The following is an 18,288-nucleotide window of genomic DNA, read 5'->3' on the forward strand; positions in this document are numbered from 1 at the left end:
CCCTATCTTACAACTGTAATTTTATAATTTGTAATAATTGTCTTAAATACTTCCCCTGACTTTTTCTTTAAGGTTACTTTTACAAAATCACTAAAACTACTGCTGCTTGTAAAATTAAGTTCATCAATCATATTTGCAATTGATAGAGTTAATTTTGTTTCATTATCCGAAGTTGTATAACTACCCATGATTTCTTTATCATTCCATTTTACATCAGAAAGAATTAAATCATATTTCTCATAAATACCCTTGTCAATCGTCAATGATATTACAGGATTTGCAATGTCATCGGATGTACTTTCTGTCTCTAGGGCTGCTAAATATGCTCCAGCTGAAACACCAAATCCACTAGAAGGACTAGTAGTTGTTACAATTGGTTTTACATTTAAAGTAATACCTGAGGAAATTACTTCTTCACTGCTTAAAGTAATAACAAAAGGAATCTCAGTTCCTAATTTTGCAAAGGTTAATGTATCTTCGATTTTATCAAACTGTGCTTTATTACTAATAATAACTCTAATTTCAAGATCTTGTGTATCTTTTATTTGATTAAACTCAACGTCTTGATTGTTATATGTAATCTTAGAAACCGTTACCCCTTCTTTTTTCACACTATTTAAGTCTAAAACAAATTCTATACTTTCATCTAAGGCGATATCTAAATATTTTTCATATTTTTTCTTCTCTACGATAGTAGTAGCAGGTGAAATATAAAGTGTAACTCCATCACGGATAACCTCACCATTGCTTAGTGTGATCACAGCTGTTAAAGTCGTATCTAAATTAGAAGAAATCGCTTCTAAATCTGCTACACTTGTAATCGTAACATCCATTGCATACATATTTGATTCAGAAATAAATTTTGCCTTCTTCGTGGTAAATGTAACATCCGTTCCATTAAACTTAATAGAAGAAATTGTTGTATCTTTCGTTGGTACTGTAAGTGCAAAACTAAATGTTGTGTCAACTCCACTTACCTTCTTTAATTCTACATTCTCTACAGATGATGCAGAAGGGTATCCCCCAATTGTAGTCTTATATGGAACAGATGGTAAGCTCGTTGCTGTTGCTTTCTTACGTATAAAAATCTTTGATCCTGCAGGAGCGTCTTCCTCCTTAATTACTACACTAGGAGAGGTAACTTCTACCCATGTTGCACTATCCTCAAGAGATCGTTCTACTTTTACAATGGTATATTCGTAAGGATTCGTTGCAGATGCTTCTCCAAGAGTTACTTTTTCTCCATCCACGGTAATTTCCTTTTTCGTTATATTAAGTTTACATTGGGTTGACCCTATGTATTCAATTTCAATATTATCCGATTTTGTTATCTCTTGAGCCGGTATTGTAATTGTAGTACGTCCAGAAGCAACCTTACTCATTGTTGCTTTTAAGCGAATATCAATCATAACATCCTTTGGCTCTTTATTTGTCTCGCTATAATAAGCAAGGGCTGCAATATCTTTCATATCCAAAGTACTTGTTTTAGCATTGATCCATTCCTCGCTAGAAGCATCCTTATATTGCATCGTACTCTTTATTGGTATTATACCTTTAGCAAAGTCTGCGTTGATACTTGGAGCTGTTGCACGCTTTGTTATTTTTAATGCAGTTTCTTTACTTGGTCTACTACCAGTATCCGTTTCACTTGTTCCTGGCACCTGCCCTAATCTAAAATATAAGGTAATTCCCTGTAGACTAAAACGTTCTACATCATTTTGGAATGCCTGTATATCATCATAATTATCAATTCTTATTGTATTCCATACGGTAGTGTTTTCTTTTCTCCAATAAACTTCTTTCGCCTCACCGTAATTCATAAAACGTATAATGTTTGTTGTATAATCTAGAGATACTCGAAATGAGCTAACTTGCTTCGGCAAAACTACTGTAATTGGAGTCGTGGATTTATCTCCCTTTAAAGAAAGAACATAAGAGCTAGTCTTACTAATCCATGAGATATCCATTGTGATTAAGTGTGTTTTACTGTCTATTTTTCCATAAACAGTATCCCATGTACTTTGTGATTTATTCGAATAATAAATCTGCGTGTCCAAAGGATTTGCTTTAATTGTAATTGTTTCTGCATCATAGTCAATTGCAACTACACTTACTGAATTTCCAGCTGCTTTCGCATATCCATGATATACAAAAAGCATTGTACCAAGTGTGATGGCAAATGCAGCAAAGAAAACTATGATTTTTTTTCTTTTAAATGTCTGGCCATTTTTAATATGTTCCATCTTTTCCTCCCTTGTTTCGTGAACTTGACGGAAAGCTCGTCCTTGAATTTCTGTCATCACCAAATTATATGTTCACATTACACAGTTTCATCCTTGTGTATAATGCAAAATAATACGCCTATTCTATATATCGTATATATTCATTAAAACTTTAGATAAATATTGAAAAAAAGACTATTACATAGACTTTTTTCCTACTTACATTTTATATTTTTGTCTTCACAAAAATATATGAAATTACATTAGGAAACGAATCTATGCAATAGTCATATAATCCTTAATTATTTAATGCTTCCTTACGAGCCTTTAATATAATTTCTTTTGCTTTTATTGCCTCTTCTTTCGTTGCGCTTTCATAGCCCTTTAGTGGATATTCCATACCTAATTGCTCATATTTTGTTATTCCCATCGTATGATATGGTAGTACATCTAAAGCTTTAACGTATTTTAATTCAGCTAAGAACTTACCAAGTCCTACTAGGTATTCTTCTTTATCCGTAATTCCTGGAACTATTACTTGACGAACCCAAAATGGCTTTTCTTTCTTATTTAAATACCTTGCAAATTCAATTATATTTTTATTTGAATGCCCCGTTAATTTCTTATGTTCTTCATCATCAATATGCTTAATATCTAATAATACTAAGTCAGTTACCTCAAGTAACTCATCAATTTCTTTCGTATTATCCGGTCGAAATGTCACACCAGATGTATCTATACAAGTGTGAATCCCCTTTTTCTTTGCTTTTGTAAATAAATCTATTATGAATTTTATTTGTAGAAGTGGTTCACCTCCGGTAACAGTGATTCCACCACCCTTTAAAAACTCTTTATATGAATCATATTCTTTTAGTATATCATCAGCTTCTCTAAGAGTCCCGCCTTCATACTTCCATGTATCTGGATTATGGCAATAGAGACAACGCATTGGGCAGCCTTGTGTAAAAACTACAAAACGAATGCCAGGGCCATCCACTGTACCAAAAGATTCTGTCGAATGAATTCTTCCTTGCATAATAAGCTCCTTTCCGTACGTCACATACCAATCTATTGTATTATATATATTAACAAATGTAAATCTATCTTTTCCAATCAATAAAGACTGTTACCAAACTAAGCATTAATGCCAAAAACGTAGCGAGTTATCTGCTTTTGATCTGTTTAGCTTTTGACATCAAATCCTCTAACTAAAAAAGTCCCCAGCTTAAAGAAGCAGGGGACTCTTTAAAAATTACATTGCCTCGTGGAATGTACGTGCAATTACATCGTCTTGTTGTTCTTTTGTTAACTTAATGAAGTTTACTGCATAACCAGATACACGAACAGTTAACTGAGGATATTTTTCTGGATGAGCCTGTGCATCAAGTAATGTCTCTTTTGTAAAGACATTAACATTTAAATGATGTCCTCCTTTTTCAACATATCCATCTAATAATGAAACTAAATTATCTACTTGTTGAGTTGCCATATGAATTCTCCTTTCTTATTCATCGATTCCTTTATGAAGGGTTGGTACTGCACATGCCATATTCCCTTTGCAACAATCACTACTTTGGTAAGTTTCCACATAAACTTCTTCATTCAACAATGATTCAGCATCACTTGAATCATCTGAAACAACATTCATGTGACCACCGCCATTTGCAACAAAGTTATCTAACATGGAAATTAATTCTTCAATTCTTTCTTGTTCAGTCATTACCGTAACCACCCTTTCTACATTTTGACACGGGATCGTTATTTTTCTTAATCATTGGAAAGTAGATCTAAATCCAATTCTCCAGTAAATAAGATATCCTCTTTTCCTAATGCTCCAGGAATAATTGAGAATGTATTTGAAATACCATCCTGTGCATCTTTAAATGGAAGCTTCGCAACGGATGCTAATGACGCAACTGCTCCATGAGTATCACGTCTATGCATTGGATTCGCTCCTGGTGCTAAAGGTTCACCTTTCTTACGTCCATCTGGTGTATTACCAGTCTTCTTACCATATACAACGTTTGATGTAATTGTAAGGATTGACATTGTTGGAACACCATTACGGTAAGTATGATGCTTACGAATCATATCCATAAAGTCATGAACTAAGTTAACTGCAATTTGATCTACACGATCGTCATTATTACCGTATTTTGGATAATCACCTTCTACTTCATAATCAATAACGATTCCATTTTCATCTCTTACAGGTTTTACTTTCGCATACTTAATTGCACTAAGTGAATCTGCAACAACAGATAAGCCTGCAATACCTGTAGCAAAATAACGTTTTACTTCGCGATCATGAAGAGCCATCTGAACTCTTTCATAGCTATATTTATCATGCATGTAATGAATTACATTTAATGTATTTACATAAAGTTCAGCTAACCATTCCATCATATCTTTATACTTAGACATAACATCATCATAATCTAAGTATTCACCTTCAACCGGACGATATTTTGGACCAACCTGTACTTTAAGTACTTCATCAACACCACCGTTAATTGCATATAATAAGCACTTAGCAAGGTTTGCTCTTGCGCCAAAGAATTGCATTTCTTTACCAACTTTCATGGAAGATACACAGCAAGCAATTGCATAGTCATCACCATGAATTGGACGCATGATGTCATCATTTTCATACTGAATGGATGAAGTTTTAATGGACATCTTCGCACAATATTCTTTGAATTTACGTGGTAACTGAGTAGACCAAAGAACTGTCATATTAGGTTCTGGAGCAGTTCCTAAGTTATCAAGTGTATGAAGGTAACGGAAAGAAGTCTTTGTAACCATATGTCTTCCATCTGTACCAATACCTCCAATACTTTCTGTAACCCATGTTGGGTCCCCAGAGAATAATGCATTGTATTCAGGCGTACGAGCGAATTTAACAAGACGTAATTTCATAATGAAATGATCAATGTACTCTTGTGCTTGCTCTTCTGTAATTAAGCCGGCATCTAAATCTCTTTGAATATAAATATCAAGGAATGTAGATGTACGTCCAAGACTCATTGCAGCACCGTTTTGCTCTTTTACAGCAGCTAAATATCCAAAATATAACCATTGAATTGCTTCTTTTGCATTTGAAGCTGGTTTTGAAATATCATATCCATAAGACTCACCGAGAGCTTTTAATTCATTAAGTGCACGAATTTGCTCGGATAATTCTTCTCTTAATTGAATATTTTCAGCAGTCATAGTTTTTACAGTACCAAGTAACTGCTCTTTTTTATCTTTAATTAGTAGATCAGTACCATAAAGTGCAACTCTTCTGTAGTCACCAATGATACGTCCTCTACCATAAGCATCAGGTAGACCTGTAATAATAGCAGATTTTCTCGCAAGTTTCATTTCATCAGTGTATGCGTCAAACACACCCTGATTATGAGTTTTACGATAATCAGTAAAGATACGAACTACTTCTTCATCTACTTCATATCCATTTTCATGGCATGCATTTTGTGCCATACGAATACCACCAAATACATGTAAAGAACGTTTAAAAGGTTTATCTGTCTGGAAACCTACGATTTGTTCTTTATCTTTATCTAAATAGCCAGGGCCATGAGAAGTTATTGTAGAAACTATCTTAGTGTCCATATCAAGTACACCACCCGCTTCTCTCTCCTGCTTGGATAATTCCATTACTTGAGCCCAAAGCTCTTTAGTTGCAGCAGTTGGGTCAGCTAAAAAAGACTCATCTCCGTCATACATTGTATAATTATTGTGGATAAAATCTCTGACATTTATGGAAGAATTCCATTTTCCACCTTGGAAGCCCTTCCACTCATTTCTTTCTTCTATTGTCATGTTAATCCTCCTTCTGTAGCATACTTCATAGTAGACTTAATAACATCAATTCTTGTCATTTATTTCTACAAATTAATTATATCGAAATCAAACTTCTTTAACAAGTGTGTAAATACTAGAAATTTCTCAATAAAGAAAGGATTTTTTTATTGATAATAGTTATCATTCCTATCAATATTCTATGAATTTGGTTAATTAGCTAAATTATTCCTGTTTTATTTATAATTTATTGGTTAAAATTTTCTCTATATAAAAATTTTACATTTTATTTTTTTAAATCATTAAGGTTGAGTGAACTTCTTTCCTGTGATATAATGCATAGGTGTATTTATAGACGAATTTTACTAAATTTATACATGGGATTGAACTTAAGAAAGGAAATATCAGATGAAAATCGGATTTGACAACCAAAAGTATTTAAAAATGCAATCGGCACATATTATGGAACGAATTAGCAAGTTTGATAACAAATTGTACTTAGAATTTGGTGGTAAATTATTTGATGATTACCATGCATCACGAGTACTTCCTGGTTTTGCACCAGATAGCAAATTAAAAATGTTATTAGAATTAAAAGATCAAGCTGAAATCGTTATTGCAATAAGTGCTGTCGATATTGATAAGAACAAAGTTAGAGGAGATTTAGGAATCACCTATGATTTAGATGTCCTACGTTTAGTAGATGCATTTCGTAATAAAGGCTTATATGTTGGAAGCATCACAATCACTCAATATTCTGGTCAAGAAAGTGCAGATGCTTTTAAAAATAAATTAGAACAACTTGGATTAACTGTTTATATCCACTATTTAATACCAGGATATCCAAATAATATTCCACATATCCTAAGTGACAAAGGTTATGGAAAAAATGATTATATAAAAACAACTAGACCACTTGTTGTTATAACAGCACCAGGCCCTGGTAGTGGTAAAATGGCAACTTGTTTATCTCAGTTATATCACGAACACAAAAGGGGAATTAATGCAGGTTATGCAAAATTTGAGACATTTCCTATCTGGAACCTTCCACTAAAACACCCAGTAAATTTAGCTTATGAAGCCGCAACTGCTGATTTAAATGATGTGAATATGATTGATCCATTTCATTTAGATGCGTATGGTATTACTACGGTAAATTATAACCGCGATGTTGAAATATTCCCTGTTTTAAACACAATTTTTTCAAACATTTATAAAGAAAGTCCATATAAATCACCAACGGATATGGGTGTAAATATGGCAGGAAATTGTATTATTGATGATGAAGCTTGTAAAGATGCTTCAAAGCAAGAAATCATCCGCCGTTACTATCAGACCTTAACTAATGTTCTTGATGGTACTGCTCAAAATGAAGAAGTATATAAACTAGAACTTTTATTAAATCAAGCTGGTATTACTACAAAAGATCGTAAAGTAGTTGCAGCTGCCAATGATCGTGCTACAGAAAGTGATGGTCCTGCTGCCGCTATTGAATTATCTGATGGTACTATCATTACTGGTAAGACAAGTAATCTTTTAGGTGCTTCTGCTGCTCTTTTATTAAACGCTTTAAAAGCATTAGCAGGTATTGATCATGATACACATGTAATATCTCCTCAAGCAATTGAGCCAATTCAAAACTTAAAAATATCATACCTTGGTAGTAAAAATCCAAGACTTCATACCGATGAGGTATTAATTGCATTATCAATAAGTGCAATGCATGACAAGGTTGCTAAATTAGCTTTAGAACAACTTCCTAAGCTTGAAAATCTTGAAGTACATTCCAGTGTTATCTTATCCGAAGTCGATATTAAAACATTTAAAAAACTTGGCATTCATTTAACAACAGAAGCAACTTATGAAAGTAAGTGCTTATATCATTAATTTGAATAATCGTTTTCATATATAAAGTTTTTTTGCTTTATATAAATTGTTAATTATTAGGCTCTAATGTCGGTGTTGGTGCGTTGCATCCAATGACTCACTGACATTAGAGCTATTTTAAATTATATATTTACTACTTTTTATTATATTTTACATAAACTTTACATAACCTATAAGCTAATCTTACAAATATATTTTAGACTACAAAGGCTTTTGACTTTCTTAAGCATTAAATTAATTATAAATTAAGCAAAGGAGACTTCCAAATGGATATCTTTTCGATTTTTTCATTATTTGGTGGACTAGCCCTATTTCTTTATGGAATGAATATAATGAGTTCAGGTCTAGATAAAGTAGCCGGTGGAAAGTTAGAACGTATTCTAGAAAAACTAACCTCCAATCCACTAAAAGCAGTTGCTCTTGGAGCTGTTGTTACAGCCGTTATTCAATCCTCTTCAGCAACTACCGTAATGGTTGTAGGGTTTGTAAATGCCGGAATTATGAAACTTTCTCAAGCAGTTGGCATTATTATGGGTGCAAACTTAGGAACAACTGCAACCGCTTGGATATTAAGTTTATCTGGCCTAGAAGGAGATAGTTTTTTTATTCAGATTTTGAAACCAAGTAATTTCTCTCCTCTTCTTGCATTCATAGGTATTATTTTAATCATGTTTATGAAAAGCGAGAAAAAGAAAGATATTGGTCAAATTCTTGTAGGTTTTGCAATACTTATGTTTGGTATGGATAATATGAGTGGCGCTGTAAAACCATTAGCTGATATTCCAGAATTCAGAAACATACTAATCATGTTTTCAAATCCTTTATTAGGAATTGCTACTGGTGCTATATTAACAGCAATTATTCAAAGTTCTTCTGCTTCTGTTGGAATTCTACAAGCGATTTCCACCACAGGTAGTTTAACTTTCTCTTCCGCAATACCTATTATTATGGGACAAAATATTGGTACTTGTATTACTGCTATTATCGCAAGTATTGGTGCGAAAAAGAATGCAAAACGAGCTGCATTGGTACATCTATATTTTAATTTAATTGGTACGATCCTATTTTTAATCGTATTTTATATCATTCAATATACGATTGGATTTCCATTTATTAATGACTCCGTTAGTGCAGCTTCCATAGCATCTGTTCATACAATTTTTAATCTTTTCTCAACCATAATATTATTACCATTTAGTAGAGTGTTAGAAAAACTAGCATGTATTACAATTAAAGATGGAGAAGACACAGAAAATCAATCTAAGGATGGTTCTTCTATTGTAAATTTATTGGATGAACGTTTTCTTGCAACACCAGGTTATGCTATGGAACAATGTCACGATGTATGTGTCAAGATGGCTCAATTAACTAAGGATACATTTCTATCTTCCGTTTCCTTATTTGAGAACTACGATGAGAAATTAGCAAAAGAAATTGAGAAAAATGAAGATTTGATTGATAAATATGAAGATATGATTGGTAATTTCTTAGTTAAATTAAGTAGCAAAGATTTGTCTTCTGCAAATAGCAAAGAAGCTTCTTTTTATCTTCATACCATCGGAGATTTAGAACGTATTGGTGACCATTCTATTAATTTGCTAGGTGCCGCAAAAGAAATAAATGAAAAGCAAATTCAGTTTTCAACAGAAGCAAAAAAAGAATTATCTATTTTAACAGATGCTGTTGTTGAAATCTTAACGAATACCTTTACTGCTTTTGAAATCTACGATGTAGATTTATCAAAGGCGATTGAACCATTAGAGGAAGTCATTGATTATTTACAAGGCGAGTTAAAAAATCGTCATATTAAACGTCTACAAAAAGGTATTTGCACCATTGAGTCTGGCTTTGTACTATCTGATATTTTAACCAATTACGAACGTATTGCTGATCATTGTTCTAATATCGCTATCAGTGTTTTACAAGTGAATAGCGAAGATAGTCTTGATGCTCATGCCTATGTAAAAGGTCTTAAGTTTCAGGCTCAATCCGATTTTACAAATCAATATGAAACAAATTTAAAACGTTATCAACTTCCAAGCGAAATTTAGTAAGAATGTGTAAATTCCATTCTTTCGTTGAAAAAGGTCTGTCAGTAATTTGCTGACAGACCTTTTAACATTTTTTCATTCGTATCATTTTTTCATTCGTATCATTTTATAATTTTATCATTCTTATTATTCTTTCGATTCTTATTACTCTTATGTTCTTATTATTCTTCTTATGGTTCAAGCATCAGAGTCTCTTTTTTCTGTTAAGAATAACTCTGCAAAACTACCCTTTTTTTAACTTCTTAAGTTATTAAGTTTCTTCTAACTTTTCAGGCTTTTTTGGTATATCAACTTTTATCGTTGTACCAACGTTAAATTCACTTTCTAACACTACCCTTGCATTATGTTTTACAAGGATATGTTTTACAATTGCAAGTCCTAGTCCGGTACCGCCAGTTTCCTTTGATCTACTCTTATCCACTCGATAAAATCGTTCAAAAATTCGCTCTTGATGTTGCTTTTTAATTCCTATTCCAGTATCTTTTACAATCAATTGTGCTACATCACCATTATTTAAAACTTCAACAAAGACAAATCCACCTACCTTGTTATAGCGAACTGCATTATCACATAGGTTCATTACTAGTTCTTCCATCATACTTTTGTTAGCAGTTAATAAACATTTCTCACCCTTTAACGTAATTGTAATGGATTGCTGCTTTGCATTTAATTCTAAAGTATGAACACACTCCTTAGCAATTTGATATAAATCAATGGTTTCTTTTGGTATTTGAATTCCATTCTCATCCATTTCAGATAGCTTAATAATATCATTAATCAAAGTAAATAAACGGTTTGAATTTCTTAATATTTCACCAGCAAACCTTTTCGCATCCTCTTCTTTTGCCATGCCTTGTTCAATCAATTCTGCATAACCAGAAATTGAGGTTAATGGAGTTTTTAGCTCGTGAGAGACATTAGCAGTAAATTCCTGCCTAACTCTTTCACTTCTCTCCAATCGGTTTAACTGCTTCTTAATATCTTCATGTTGGGTCCATATTGTTTTTGCAAATGGTTTTAATTCTTCATAAGGTACACTTTGCTCAATATTTTCAATATCTACTATATCATTCGCGAATTTATTAATTGGCCTTATAATGCGCATTGTAAGCATTCGAGTAATACATATGCAAATTATAAATAAAACCAGACCACAAACAATAATTACTGGAATCACATTTCCAAACAAATTTACTAGTCCACTTGCCTCTGTTGACACACGTAAAACATCACCATTATCTAACATTCTTGCATAGTAATATGTATTTTTAAGAACAGTGCTTGATGTGCGAATGGCCTTTCCCTCACCTGACTTAAACGCCTGAATAATTTCTGGTCGCTCCATATGGTTTTCCATCAAAGATGCGCTCACACTATTGTCGTATAATACTTTACCATCATTCGCAATTAATGTAATTCTTAGGCTATCATCATTAATTAACTTTCCCATATCGTCATAACTTAATTTCTCATAAATATTATCAAGAATGTCGATATAAGTTTCTAATTCAACATAGACTTGCTTTTGAAATAGATTAAAGTATACTAACATACTGAACAATGATGTAAAGACAATTGATATTGCGCCAACCAAACACAGTTGTACTGTAATTTTTTTCTTCATAGCGTACCTCAATTATTAAAACTATTCTCCAACTTTATAACCCACATTACGAACCGTTTTTATCATTGATCCAGCTTCACCCAGTTTCTGACGTAAGGTTTTAATATGCATATCAACCGTTCTAGTCTCACCTTCGTAATCAAAGCCCCAAACTCTCTCCATGATTTTATCTCTTGATAAGACAATGCCTTGATTTTCAAGTAAATATCGTAAAAGTTCAAATTCTTTATACGTTAGCTCACAAATCTGATTCTCAACCGTGACACAATGTTTCTCAATATTTAGTTCTACATTTCCGTATGAAATACTTGTCTGCTTATCCACAATACCTGTACGACGTAATAAAGCCTTTACCCTAGAAACTAATTCCATAATGCCAAAAGGTTTCGTAATATAATCATCTGCTCCAGTATCTAAGCCTCGTACTTTATCCATCTCTGATGTCTTAGCCGTAACCATCATAATCGGTATATGTTTTGTTGCATTATCAGCACGTAATGTCGCTAAAATACTAAGCCCATCTTCATTAGGCAACATAACATCTAAAATAATGAGATCAGGAGTCTTTACTTTCATAGCTGCAAAAAAATCTTCGCCATTTTCAAATCCTTCAATCTCAAATCCACTCGTTTTCAAGGCGTAACTTTCTATCTCTCGAATATTCGTATCATCTTCTACAATATATATCAACATTTACACCTCCACAATGAAATATTCTCTTTTAGTATACTCGTTATTGTTTTTTATCGCAATATAATATTGGGAATACGTATGGTGAATGTCGATCCTTCATTTACTTTACTCTCCAGCGAGATTGTCCCCTGATAATAAACTACAATATGTTTTACAATCGAAAGGCCCAGTCCAGTTCCCGATATCTTCTTACTTCTTCCACGATCAACTCGATAAAACCTTTCAAATACACGATTCTTTTCTTCTTCTGGTATTCCTATTCCAGTATCACTAATCTTTATTTGTAAGTTTTTATGTTCCGCAGATACTTTTATATCGATACTACCATCTTTTTTATTGTATTTAATTGCATTACTAATGAGATTACTAAACAACTCTTTTATCTGATTTGGATTCGCTAAAATAGTACAAGGAATGCAATCAACATGAACCGTGATATGATTTAATTCCATACTTGGTCGAAATGTTGCAAGTACATCTTCTAGTAAAATAGACAAACGAATTTCTGATTTTATTTCTTCTGTATCCTTAGTTTCAAGCCTTGATATCATTAAAATATCATTAATTAAGGTATTCATATGCTCTGTTTCCTTTAGAATTCGAGACATAAATTCTGTTTTCGTTTCCTCATCTTGTGCAAAATCATTTAAAAGAAGTTCTGTATAACCGCGAATTGACGTGATAGGCGTTTTTAATTCATGAGATACATTTGCAAAGAACTCTTGACGTACCATTTTTTCGAACTCTAAATCCTTTACAAATTTTCTCATGGAATTCGACATTCGTTTCGTTGTTTGAGCTATCACATTCAATTCGTCAAACTTATACTCTTCAAATTCCAGTTCTTGTGTATCTTCTTTAAATCGTTCCATTACTTTTGCAATTTGATTTAAAGGTTTAACAATTGCTCCAGTAGTTTTTTCTGCCATTATAACAGCAACAATCGTTGCAATACCTATACTAACAATGATTGCAGGCAATAAAAGGCCTATGTATTCAAGAGCCCCTGAAAATGGTATCGCCATTCTTAGAATATACCCTGCTGCCCTCTCTGAAGGAATCGCAACATATAACATTTTAATATTCTTAGTCTCTGACTCTCGAATTGCATATCCAACACCGTTTTCTTTTGCAGCTATAACCTCTTCCCTAGTTCCGTGGTTTTCCATTTTATCTAGATCTTGAACACTACTATCAGCTTGTACTACTCCATATTTATCAATAATTGTAATCCGATACTCTTCATTTGTTACATCTGTTGGTAAAGACATAATCTGATATTGTAAGGGATGTTCATATTCTATCGAACCATCTAGCATATGAAGCGCAAGTTCTAAATCGTCTTTTGTATTATTACGAATTGCTTCACTTACAGTAATGAAAAAGAAGAACCCACTCACTACCATGCTAATTACCAATATGAAGATAAATCTACGTAATATAGTCTTTTTCATGCTAGACTCCTCACCTTTAATATACCATGCAACCAATCTATCTTTTACAAAAGTCTTACATTACGAACAGTACCTGTTTCATGAAATTCTGTCCATTCGCAGATGTTAACTGCATGATCTCCAATACGTTCCATATACTTAGCAATCATTAGAATATCAATGCAATCATCCGCATCTTCTGTTGACTTTTTCAAATGTGTAATTACATCGCTCTTTACTTGATTAAATAATTCATCCACTATGTCATCCATTTTCATAGTTTCTCTGGCTGCATTTACATCTGTGTGTATAAATGCTGCTACCGCTTCATGTACCATCTTTTTAGCGACACTTGCCATTTCAGGAATTGGCTTAATTATATCATAAGTATGCACCGCTTTACTACGTAAAATAAGTTCTGATATATCAGCTGCATGATCTCCAATACGCTCCATATCAGTAACAACTTTAAGCGCAGTCGTTACAATACGTAAGTCTTTTGCTACCGGCTGTTGTCTTAAAATAAGTGATAAACATCTTGATTCAATCGCCTTTTCGATATCATTAATCGTACGATCACCCTTAATTATTTCTAATGCTAATGCTTCATCATGATTTTCAAATGCTCTCATTACCTTATCAATTGCAGTTTCAATCATGTTACCCATATCTTCTAAATTACTATTTAGTATTTCAAGTTCGTGTTCAAAACTAATTCTCGCTGACATATTAACCTCCTTGCTGCATAAATGCAGTCCATTTAAATAAAAGCAACGTCATAGCGGTTGAAATTCTGATTCAACCACTCCCTACATTAACCAAATCTACCAGTGATGTAATCTTCTGTTCTCTTATCCTTAGGTCTTGAGAACAGAGTTTCTGTATCAGTAAATTCAACTACTTCACCAACTAAGAAAAACGCTGTATAATCTGAAATTCTTGCTGCTTGTTGCATATTATGAGTTACAATAGCTACGGTATATTTATCTTTTAATTCAGACATTAAATCCTCAATTTTAAGCGTTGAGATAGGATCAAGTGCTGAAGTTGGTTCATCCATTAATAAAACTTCTGGCTCTACTGCTAATGCTCTTGCAATACAAAGTCTTTGCTGTTGTCCACCAGATAAACCAAGTGCAGATTTTTTTAAGCGGTCTTTTACCTCATCAAAAAGAGCTGCTCCACGAAGGCTTTCTTCTACAATTTCATCAAGTTTGGATTTTGATTTAATTCCATGGATTCTAGGACCATATGCAATATTATCATAGATACTCATTGGAAAAGGATTTGGTTGCTGAAATACCATTCCTACTTTTTTTCTTAATAAAGTTGTATCTACTTTTGGACCATAAACATTTTCTCCATCGATTAAAACTTCCCCCTCGATTCTAACACCTTCAACTAAATCATTCATTCGATTAATTGTCTTTAAAAATGTTGATTTTCCACATCCACTTGGACCAATAAAAGCAGTAATTGATTTTTCAGGTATTTGCATTGATATGTTTTTAAGTGCGTGATTTGGTCCATAATATAAATTCAAATTTTTTGTTTCTACTTTATTCACATTAACCCTCCATGCTGCTTATTGGCAGCCCATTATTTTCTTCTACTAGTATCAAGTTTTTTTGATAAAACTTTTGTTAAAATATTAATACAAAGTACGATGATTAATAAAACACTAGCGATTCCAAATGCTTGATCATATTTTGCCTTTGACATACTTAAATAAAGCTGAATCGTTAATGTTCCACCTGGATCAAGTATCTTAGTAAATAAACCTTCACCATATTGGCCCAAATTAGGAAGTAAGCCTGCACTACCTGCCGTAAATAAAAGTGCTGCTGATTCACCCACGATTCGACCAATAGAAAGTATAATACCTGTAATGATACCTGGCATTGCTGAAGGTAGTAAAATTGTTCGTATCATATACCATTTTGTTGCACCAATTCCTAAGGCACCATCACGATAACTTTTTGGAACTGTTTTTAATGCTTCCTGCGTATTTCTTGTAATTAATGGTAATACCATTATACTAAGAGTTAGCGCACCTGTTAAGATAGAATATCCTAATTTTAACTGTGTTCCAAAGAAAACCATACCAAATAAACCAAAGATAATAGATGGAATACCGGAAAGTGTTTCTGTCGTAAATTCTATTAATCTTACTAACTTTCCAGGCTTTGCATATTCATTTAAATAAATCGCTGCTCCAATACCTATTGGAGTTACAATTAGTAAAGTAATAATTATAATATAAAGGGTATTGATTATATTACCAGCAATACCAAAAGTATTTTTTAATGAACTTGGAACGGTAGTTAAGAACTGAAAATTAACCATACCAATTCCTTTGATAAATACATATGCCATGATCCCAATTAATAAAAGGATTGAAATACTCGCGCAAATATAAGTAAACGCTAATAACATAAAATCCTTGGGGTGTTTCTTCTTATCATAAATACTCATCTATCTTTTTCCCCCTGTTTTAAGATTTTATTTAACACTAAGTTAATAAGCATAATAAATATGAACAATACTAAACCAATGGTAAATAGTACTTTTTTATGCATATCTGCTGCATATGACATTTCACTTACAATCGCAGTCGTTAAAAATCTTACTGCATTAAATGGAAGTGGAATATTTACAGAGTTACCAGATACCAAACTAATTGCCATCGCTTCTCCAATTGCACGCCCAATTCCTAATACAATTGCAGTAATGATACCAGATTTTGCAGCCGGTAAGATAACTTTTGTAATCGTCTGCATTTTTGTTGCACCTAGTGCTAAAGATGCACTTTTTAAATGAAGTGGCACTGCACGAAGTGATGAAGTTGTAATATTAATTACTGTAGGTAAAATCATAATTGCTAATACAAGCACTGCTGAAATTAAATTTGCCCCTCCAGTAAATTGATGTGTTGTTGAATTGCGAAATAAATAAAGTTCCGCCTTATACATCAATGGATTTAAAATTAAAAGTCCTAAAAGACCATAAATTACAGATGGAATACCTGCAAGTAATTCAACCGCTGGTTGAACAATCATTGCTAATTTTTTAGGTGCTACTTCTGCTAAGAAAATTGCAGTACCTATTGCAATAGGCACACCAATTAAAATTGCTAAAAATGTACCCACAATTGATGTTAAAATTACATATAATATACCATATCTTGGATCGGCTGCACTAGGCTTCCATTCTGTACTGAATAAAATTTCTTTTAAACCAACCTCAAAAATAGCTGGCATACCACTTATAATCATATATAATGTAATGGAAAATACAGCAATAACCGCAGCAAAGGCACATGTAGTAAATACCACATGTGCAACTTTTTCAACTGTTGTTTTTGTTTTGTAGTTTCCAATGATAGAATTCTTTTTTTGTTCTTTTTCTTGCATATATCATCCTCAAACTTTCTTTCCATCAGAAAATCTACATTTTAGATTAGTCTACATTTATTAATCCAACAGATTCAATAATTGCTTTACCTTCTTCAGATTTCATGTAATCAAAAAATGCTTTTACTAATTCAGATTGTTCTGATATTTCACCTTTTGTTGCCATTACAAATGGTCTGCTAAGGAAGTAAGAACCTGCCTTAATATTATCAGCAGTTGCTGCTACTCCTTCTAAATCAACAGTCTTTACTGTATCATCAATAACATCTAGTGATACATAACCAATTGCACCTTTTGTGGAAGCTACTTTAGCCATTACAGCACCAGTATTATCTAATTCATTTGCATATTTACAAGCATCTTCTACACCAAGTATTTCTTCAAATGCTCCTCTTGTACCAGATCCTGCCTCTCTACCAATTACAACGATTGGCATATTATCTCCACCAAGATCACTCCATTTTGTAATTTCACCTTTATAGATGCTAATTAACTGATCTTTTGTTAGATTTGTAACTGTATTTGCATTGTCAACGATAACAGCTATTCCATCAATTGCTACAATATTTTCAACTGCTCCAGCTTCTTTTTCACTATCTTTTAAATTTCTAGAGGAATTACCAATGTCTGCAGTTCCGTTGATTACAGCTTCAACACCAGCACCAGATCCAATGAATTCAGCATTGATTGTAACGTTTTTATTCTTATTCATGAAATCTTCAGCTACTGCATGTGCTAATTTTTCCATGGATGTTGAACCAACCATTGTTATTGAGCCAGATAATGTTGACTCATTTTGAGCATTCGTATCATTGGTTCCTGTAGAACCTTCTGAGTTATTATTTTTTCCACAGCCAGTCATCATTCCCACAATTAAAGTACCTAAACATAATCCTGTAATAACTTTCATCCATCTTTTTTTCATATTTATCCTCCATTCTTTCGCAAATCTTATGTTTTGCGATTTATAAACTTTCTTGTTTACAATGATAATTTATCATAAAAAAAATCTTCAAACTATCACGCTTATGTATAAGTTTTGTGAAATGTATGTAAAATTACACGAGTTGATATACAATTATTTACTCTTTATCGTAAAAAAAAGAGCTACTTCAAATAAATCTATCGAATAGAAAGACTCATTATAAAGTAACCTCTTTT

General features: G+C 32.8%; 15 protein-coding genes. 2 read left to right on the forward strand and 13 right to left on the reverse strand.

Annotation, left to right across the window (positions count from 1 at the left end; all coding sequences use genetic code 11):
- Positions 1-2 precede the first annotated feature (2 nt).
- The 5 genes from BN4220_RS19485 to pflB form a co-directional block, all read right to left on the reverse strand.
- Positions 3-2,243 (reverse strand): hypothetical protein, encoded by a 2,241-nt coding sequence (locus tag BN4220_RS19485; protein ID WP_066720677.1) that lies wholly within the window; start codon positions 2,241-2,243, stop codon positions 3-5.
- A 277-nt stretch (positions 2,244-2,520) separates the two neighbouring features.
- Positions 2,521-3,258, reverse strand: a complete 738-nt coding sequence (gene pflA / locus BN4220_RS19490; protein ID WP_066720688.1) for a pyruvate formate-lyase-activating protein — start codon at positions 3,256-3,258, stop codon at positions 2,521-2,523.
- 216 nt (positions 3,259-3,474) lie between these two features.
- The gene (gene grcA3, locus BN4220_RS19495) at positions 3,475-3,711 is read right to left on the reverse strand and encodes an autonomous glycyl radical cofactor GrcA3 (RefSeq protein WP_066720691.1); all 237 of its coding nucleotides are present in this window, start codon (positions 3,709-3,711) and stop codon (positions 3,475-3,477) included.
- A gap of 15 nt (positions 3,712-3,726) precedes the next feature.
- Complete coding sequence (locus tag BN4220_RS19500; RefSeq protein ID WP_066720694.1) at positions 3,727-3,942, reverse strand: hypothetical protein; 216 nt, start codon at positions 3,940-3,942, stop codon at positions 3,727-3,729.
- Between the two features lie 47 nt (positions 3,943-3,989).
- Positions 3,990-6,047 (reverse strand): formate C-acetyltransferase, encoded by a 2,058-nt coding sequence (gene pflB, locus BN4220_RS19505; protein ID WP_066720697.1) that lies wholly within the window; start codon positions 6,045-6,047, stop codon positions 3,990-3,992.
- Positions 6,048-6,434: 387 nt separating this feature from the next.
- Between pflB and BN4220_RS19510 the strand changes: the two genes are divergently transcribed.
- Complete coding sequence (locus BN4220_RS19510; protein ID WP_066720700.1) at positions 6,435-7,913, forward strand: DUF1846 domain-containing protein; 1,479 nt, start codon at positions 6,435-6,437, stop codon at positions 7,911-7,913.
- A 266-nt stretch (positions 7,914-8,179) separates the two neighbouring features.
- A complete protein-coding gene (locus BN4220_RS19515) occupies positions 8,180-9,964 on the forward strand; it encodes a Na/Pi cotransporter family protein (RefSeq protein ID WP_066720703.1) in 1,785 nt (594 codons plus the stop codon).
- Positions 9,965-10,214: 250 nt separating this feature from the next.
- On the opposite strand, the gene BN4220_RS19520 is transcribed toward BN4220_RS19515, so the two are convergent.
- The 8 genes from BN4220_RS19520 to BN4220_RS19555 all read right to left on the reverse strand — a co-directional run bounded on the left by BN4220_RS19520 (position 10,215) and on the right by BN4220_RS19555 (position 18,052).
- Positions 10,215-11,588 carry a sensor histidine kinase gene (locus tag BN4220_RS19520; protein WP_066720706.1) on the reverse strand — a complete coding sequence of 458 codons (1,374 nt, stop codon included), beginning with the start codon at positions 11,586-11,588 and terminating at the stop codon, positions 10,215-10,217.
- Positions 11,589-11,609: 21 nt separating this feature from the next.
- The gene (locus tag BN4220_RS19525; protein WP_066720709.1) at positions 11,610-12,281 is read right to left on the reverse strand and encodes a response regulator transcription factor; all 672 of its coding nucleotides are present in this window, start codon (positions 12,279-12,281) and stop codon (positions 11,610-11,612) included.
- Positions 12,282-12,331: 50 nt separating this feature from the next.
- Positions 12,332-13,735: a sensor histidine kinase gene (locus BN4220_RS19530; protein ID WP_066720711.1), complete on the reverse strand. Its 1,404-nt coding sequence runs from the start codon at positions 13,733-13,735 to the stop codon at positions 12,332-12,334.
- Between the two features lie 44 nt (positions 13,736-13,779).
- On the reverse strand, positions 13,780-14,442 hold the full coding sequence (gene phoU, locus BN4220_RS19535; RefSeq protein WP_066720713.1) for a phosphate signaling complex protein PhoU: 663 nt from the start codon (positions 14,440-14,442) through the stop codon (positions 13,780-13,782).
- Positions 14,443-14,528: 86 nt separating this feature from the next.
- Positions 14,529-15,281 carry a phosphate ABC transporter ATP-binding protein PstB gene (pstB, locus tag BN4220_RS19540; RefSeq protein ID WP_066720715.1) on the reverse strand — a complete coding sequence of 251 codons (753 nt, stop codon included), beginning with the start codon at positions 15,279-15,281 and terminating at the stop codon, positions 14,529-14,531.
- 32 nt (positions 15,282-15,313) lie between these two features.
- A complete protein-coding gene (gene pstA / locus BN4220_RS19545; RefSeq protein WP_066720723.1) occupies positions 15,314-16,189 on the reverse strand; it encodes a phosphate ABC transporter permease PstA in 876 nt (291 codons plus the stop codon).
- The gene (gene pstC, locus BN4220_RS19550; protein ID WP_066720726.1) at positions 16,186-17,127 is read right to left on the reverse strand and encodes a phosphate ABC transporter permease subunit PstC; all 942 of its coding nucleotides are present in this window, start codon (positions 17,125-17,127) and stop codon (positions 16,186-16,188) included. Before pstC ends, pstA begins: the two co-directional genes overlap by 4 nt.
- Before the next feature lie 46 nt (positions 17,128-17,173).
- The gene (locus BN4220_RS19555) at positions 17,174-18,052 is read right to left on the reverse strand and encodes a phosphate ABC transporter substrate-binding protein (RefSeq protein ID WP_066720731.1); all 879 of its coding nucleotides are present in this window, start codon (positions 18,050-18,052) and stop codon (positions 17,174-17,176) included.
- Positions 18,053-18,288: the final 236 nt, after the last annotated feature.

Source organism: Clostridium sp. Marseille-P299, assembly GCF_900078195.1.
Classification (GTDB): Bacteria; Bacillota; Clostridia; order Lachnospirales; family Lachnospiraceae; genus Lachnoclostridium.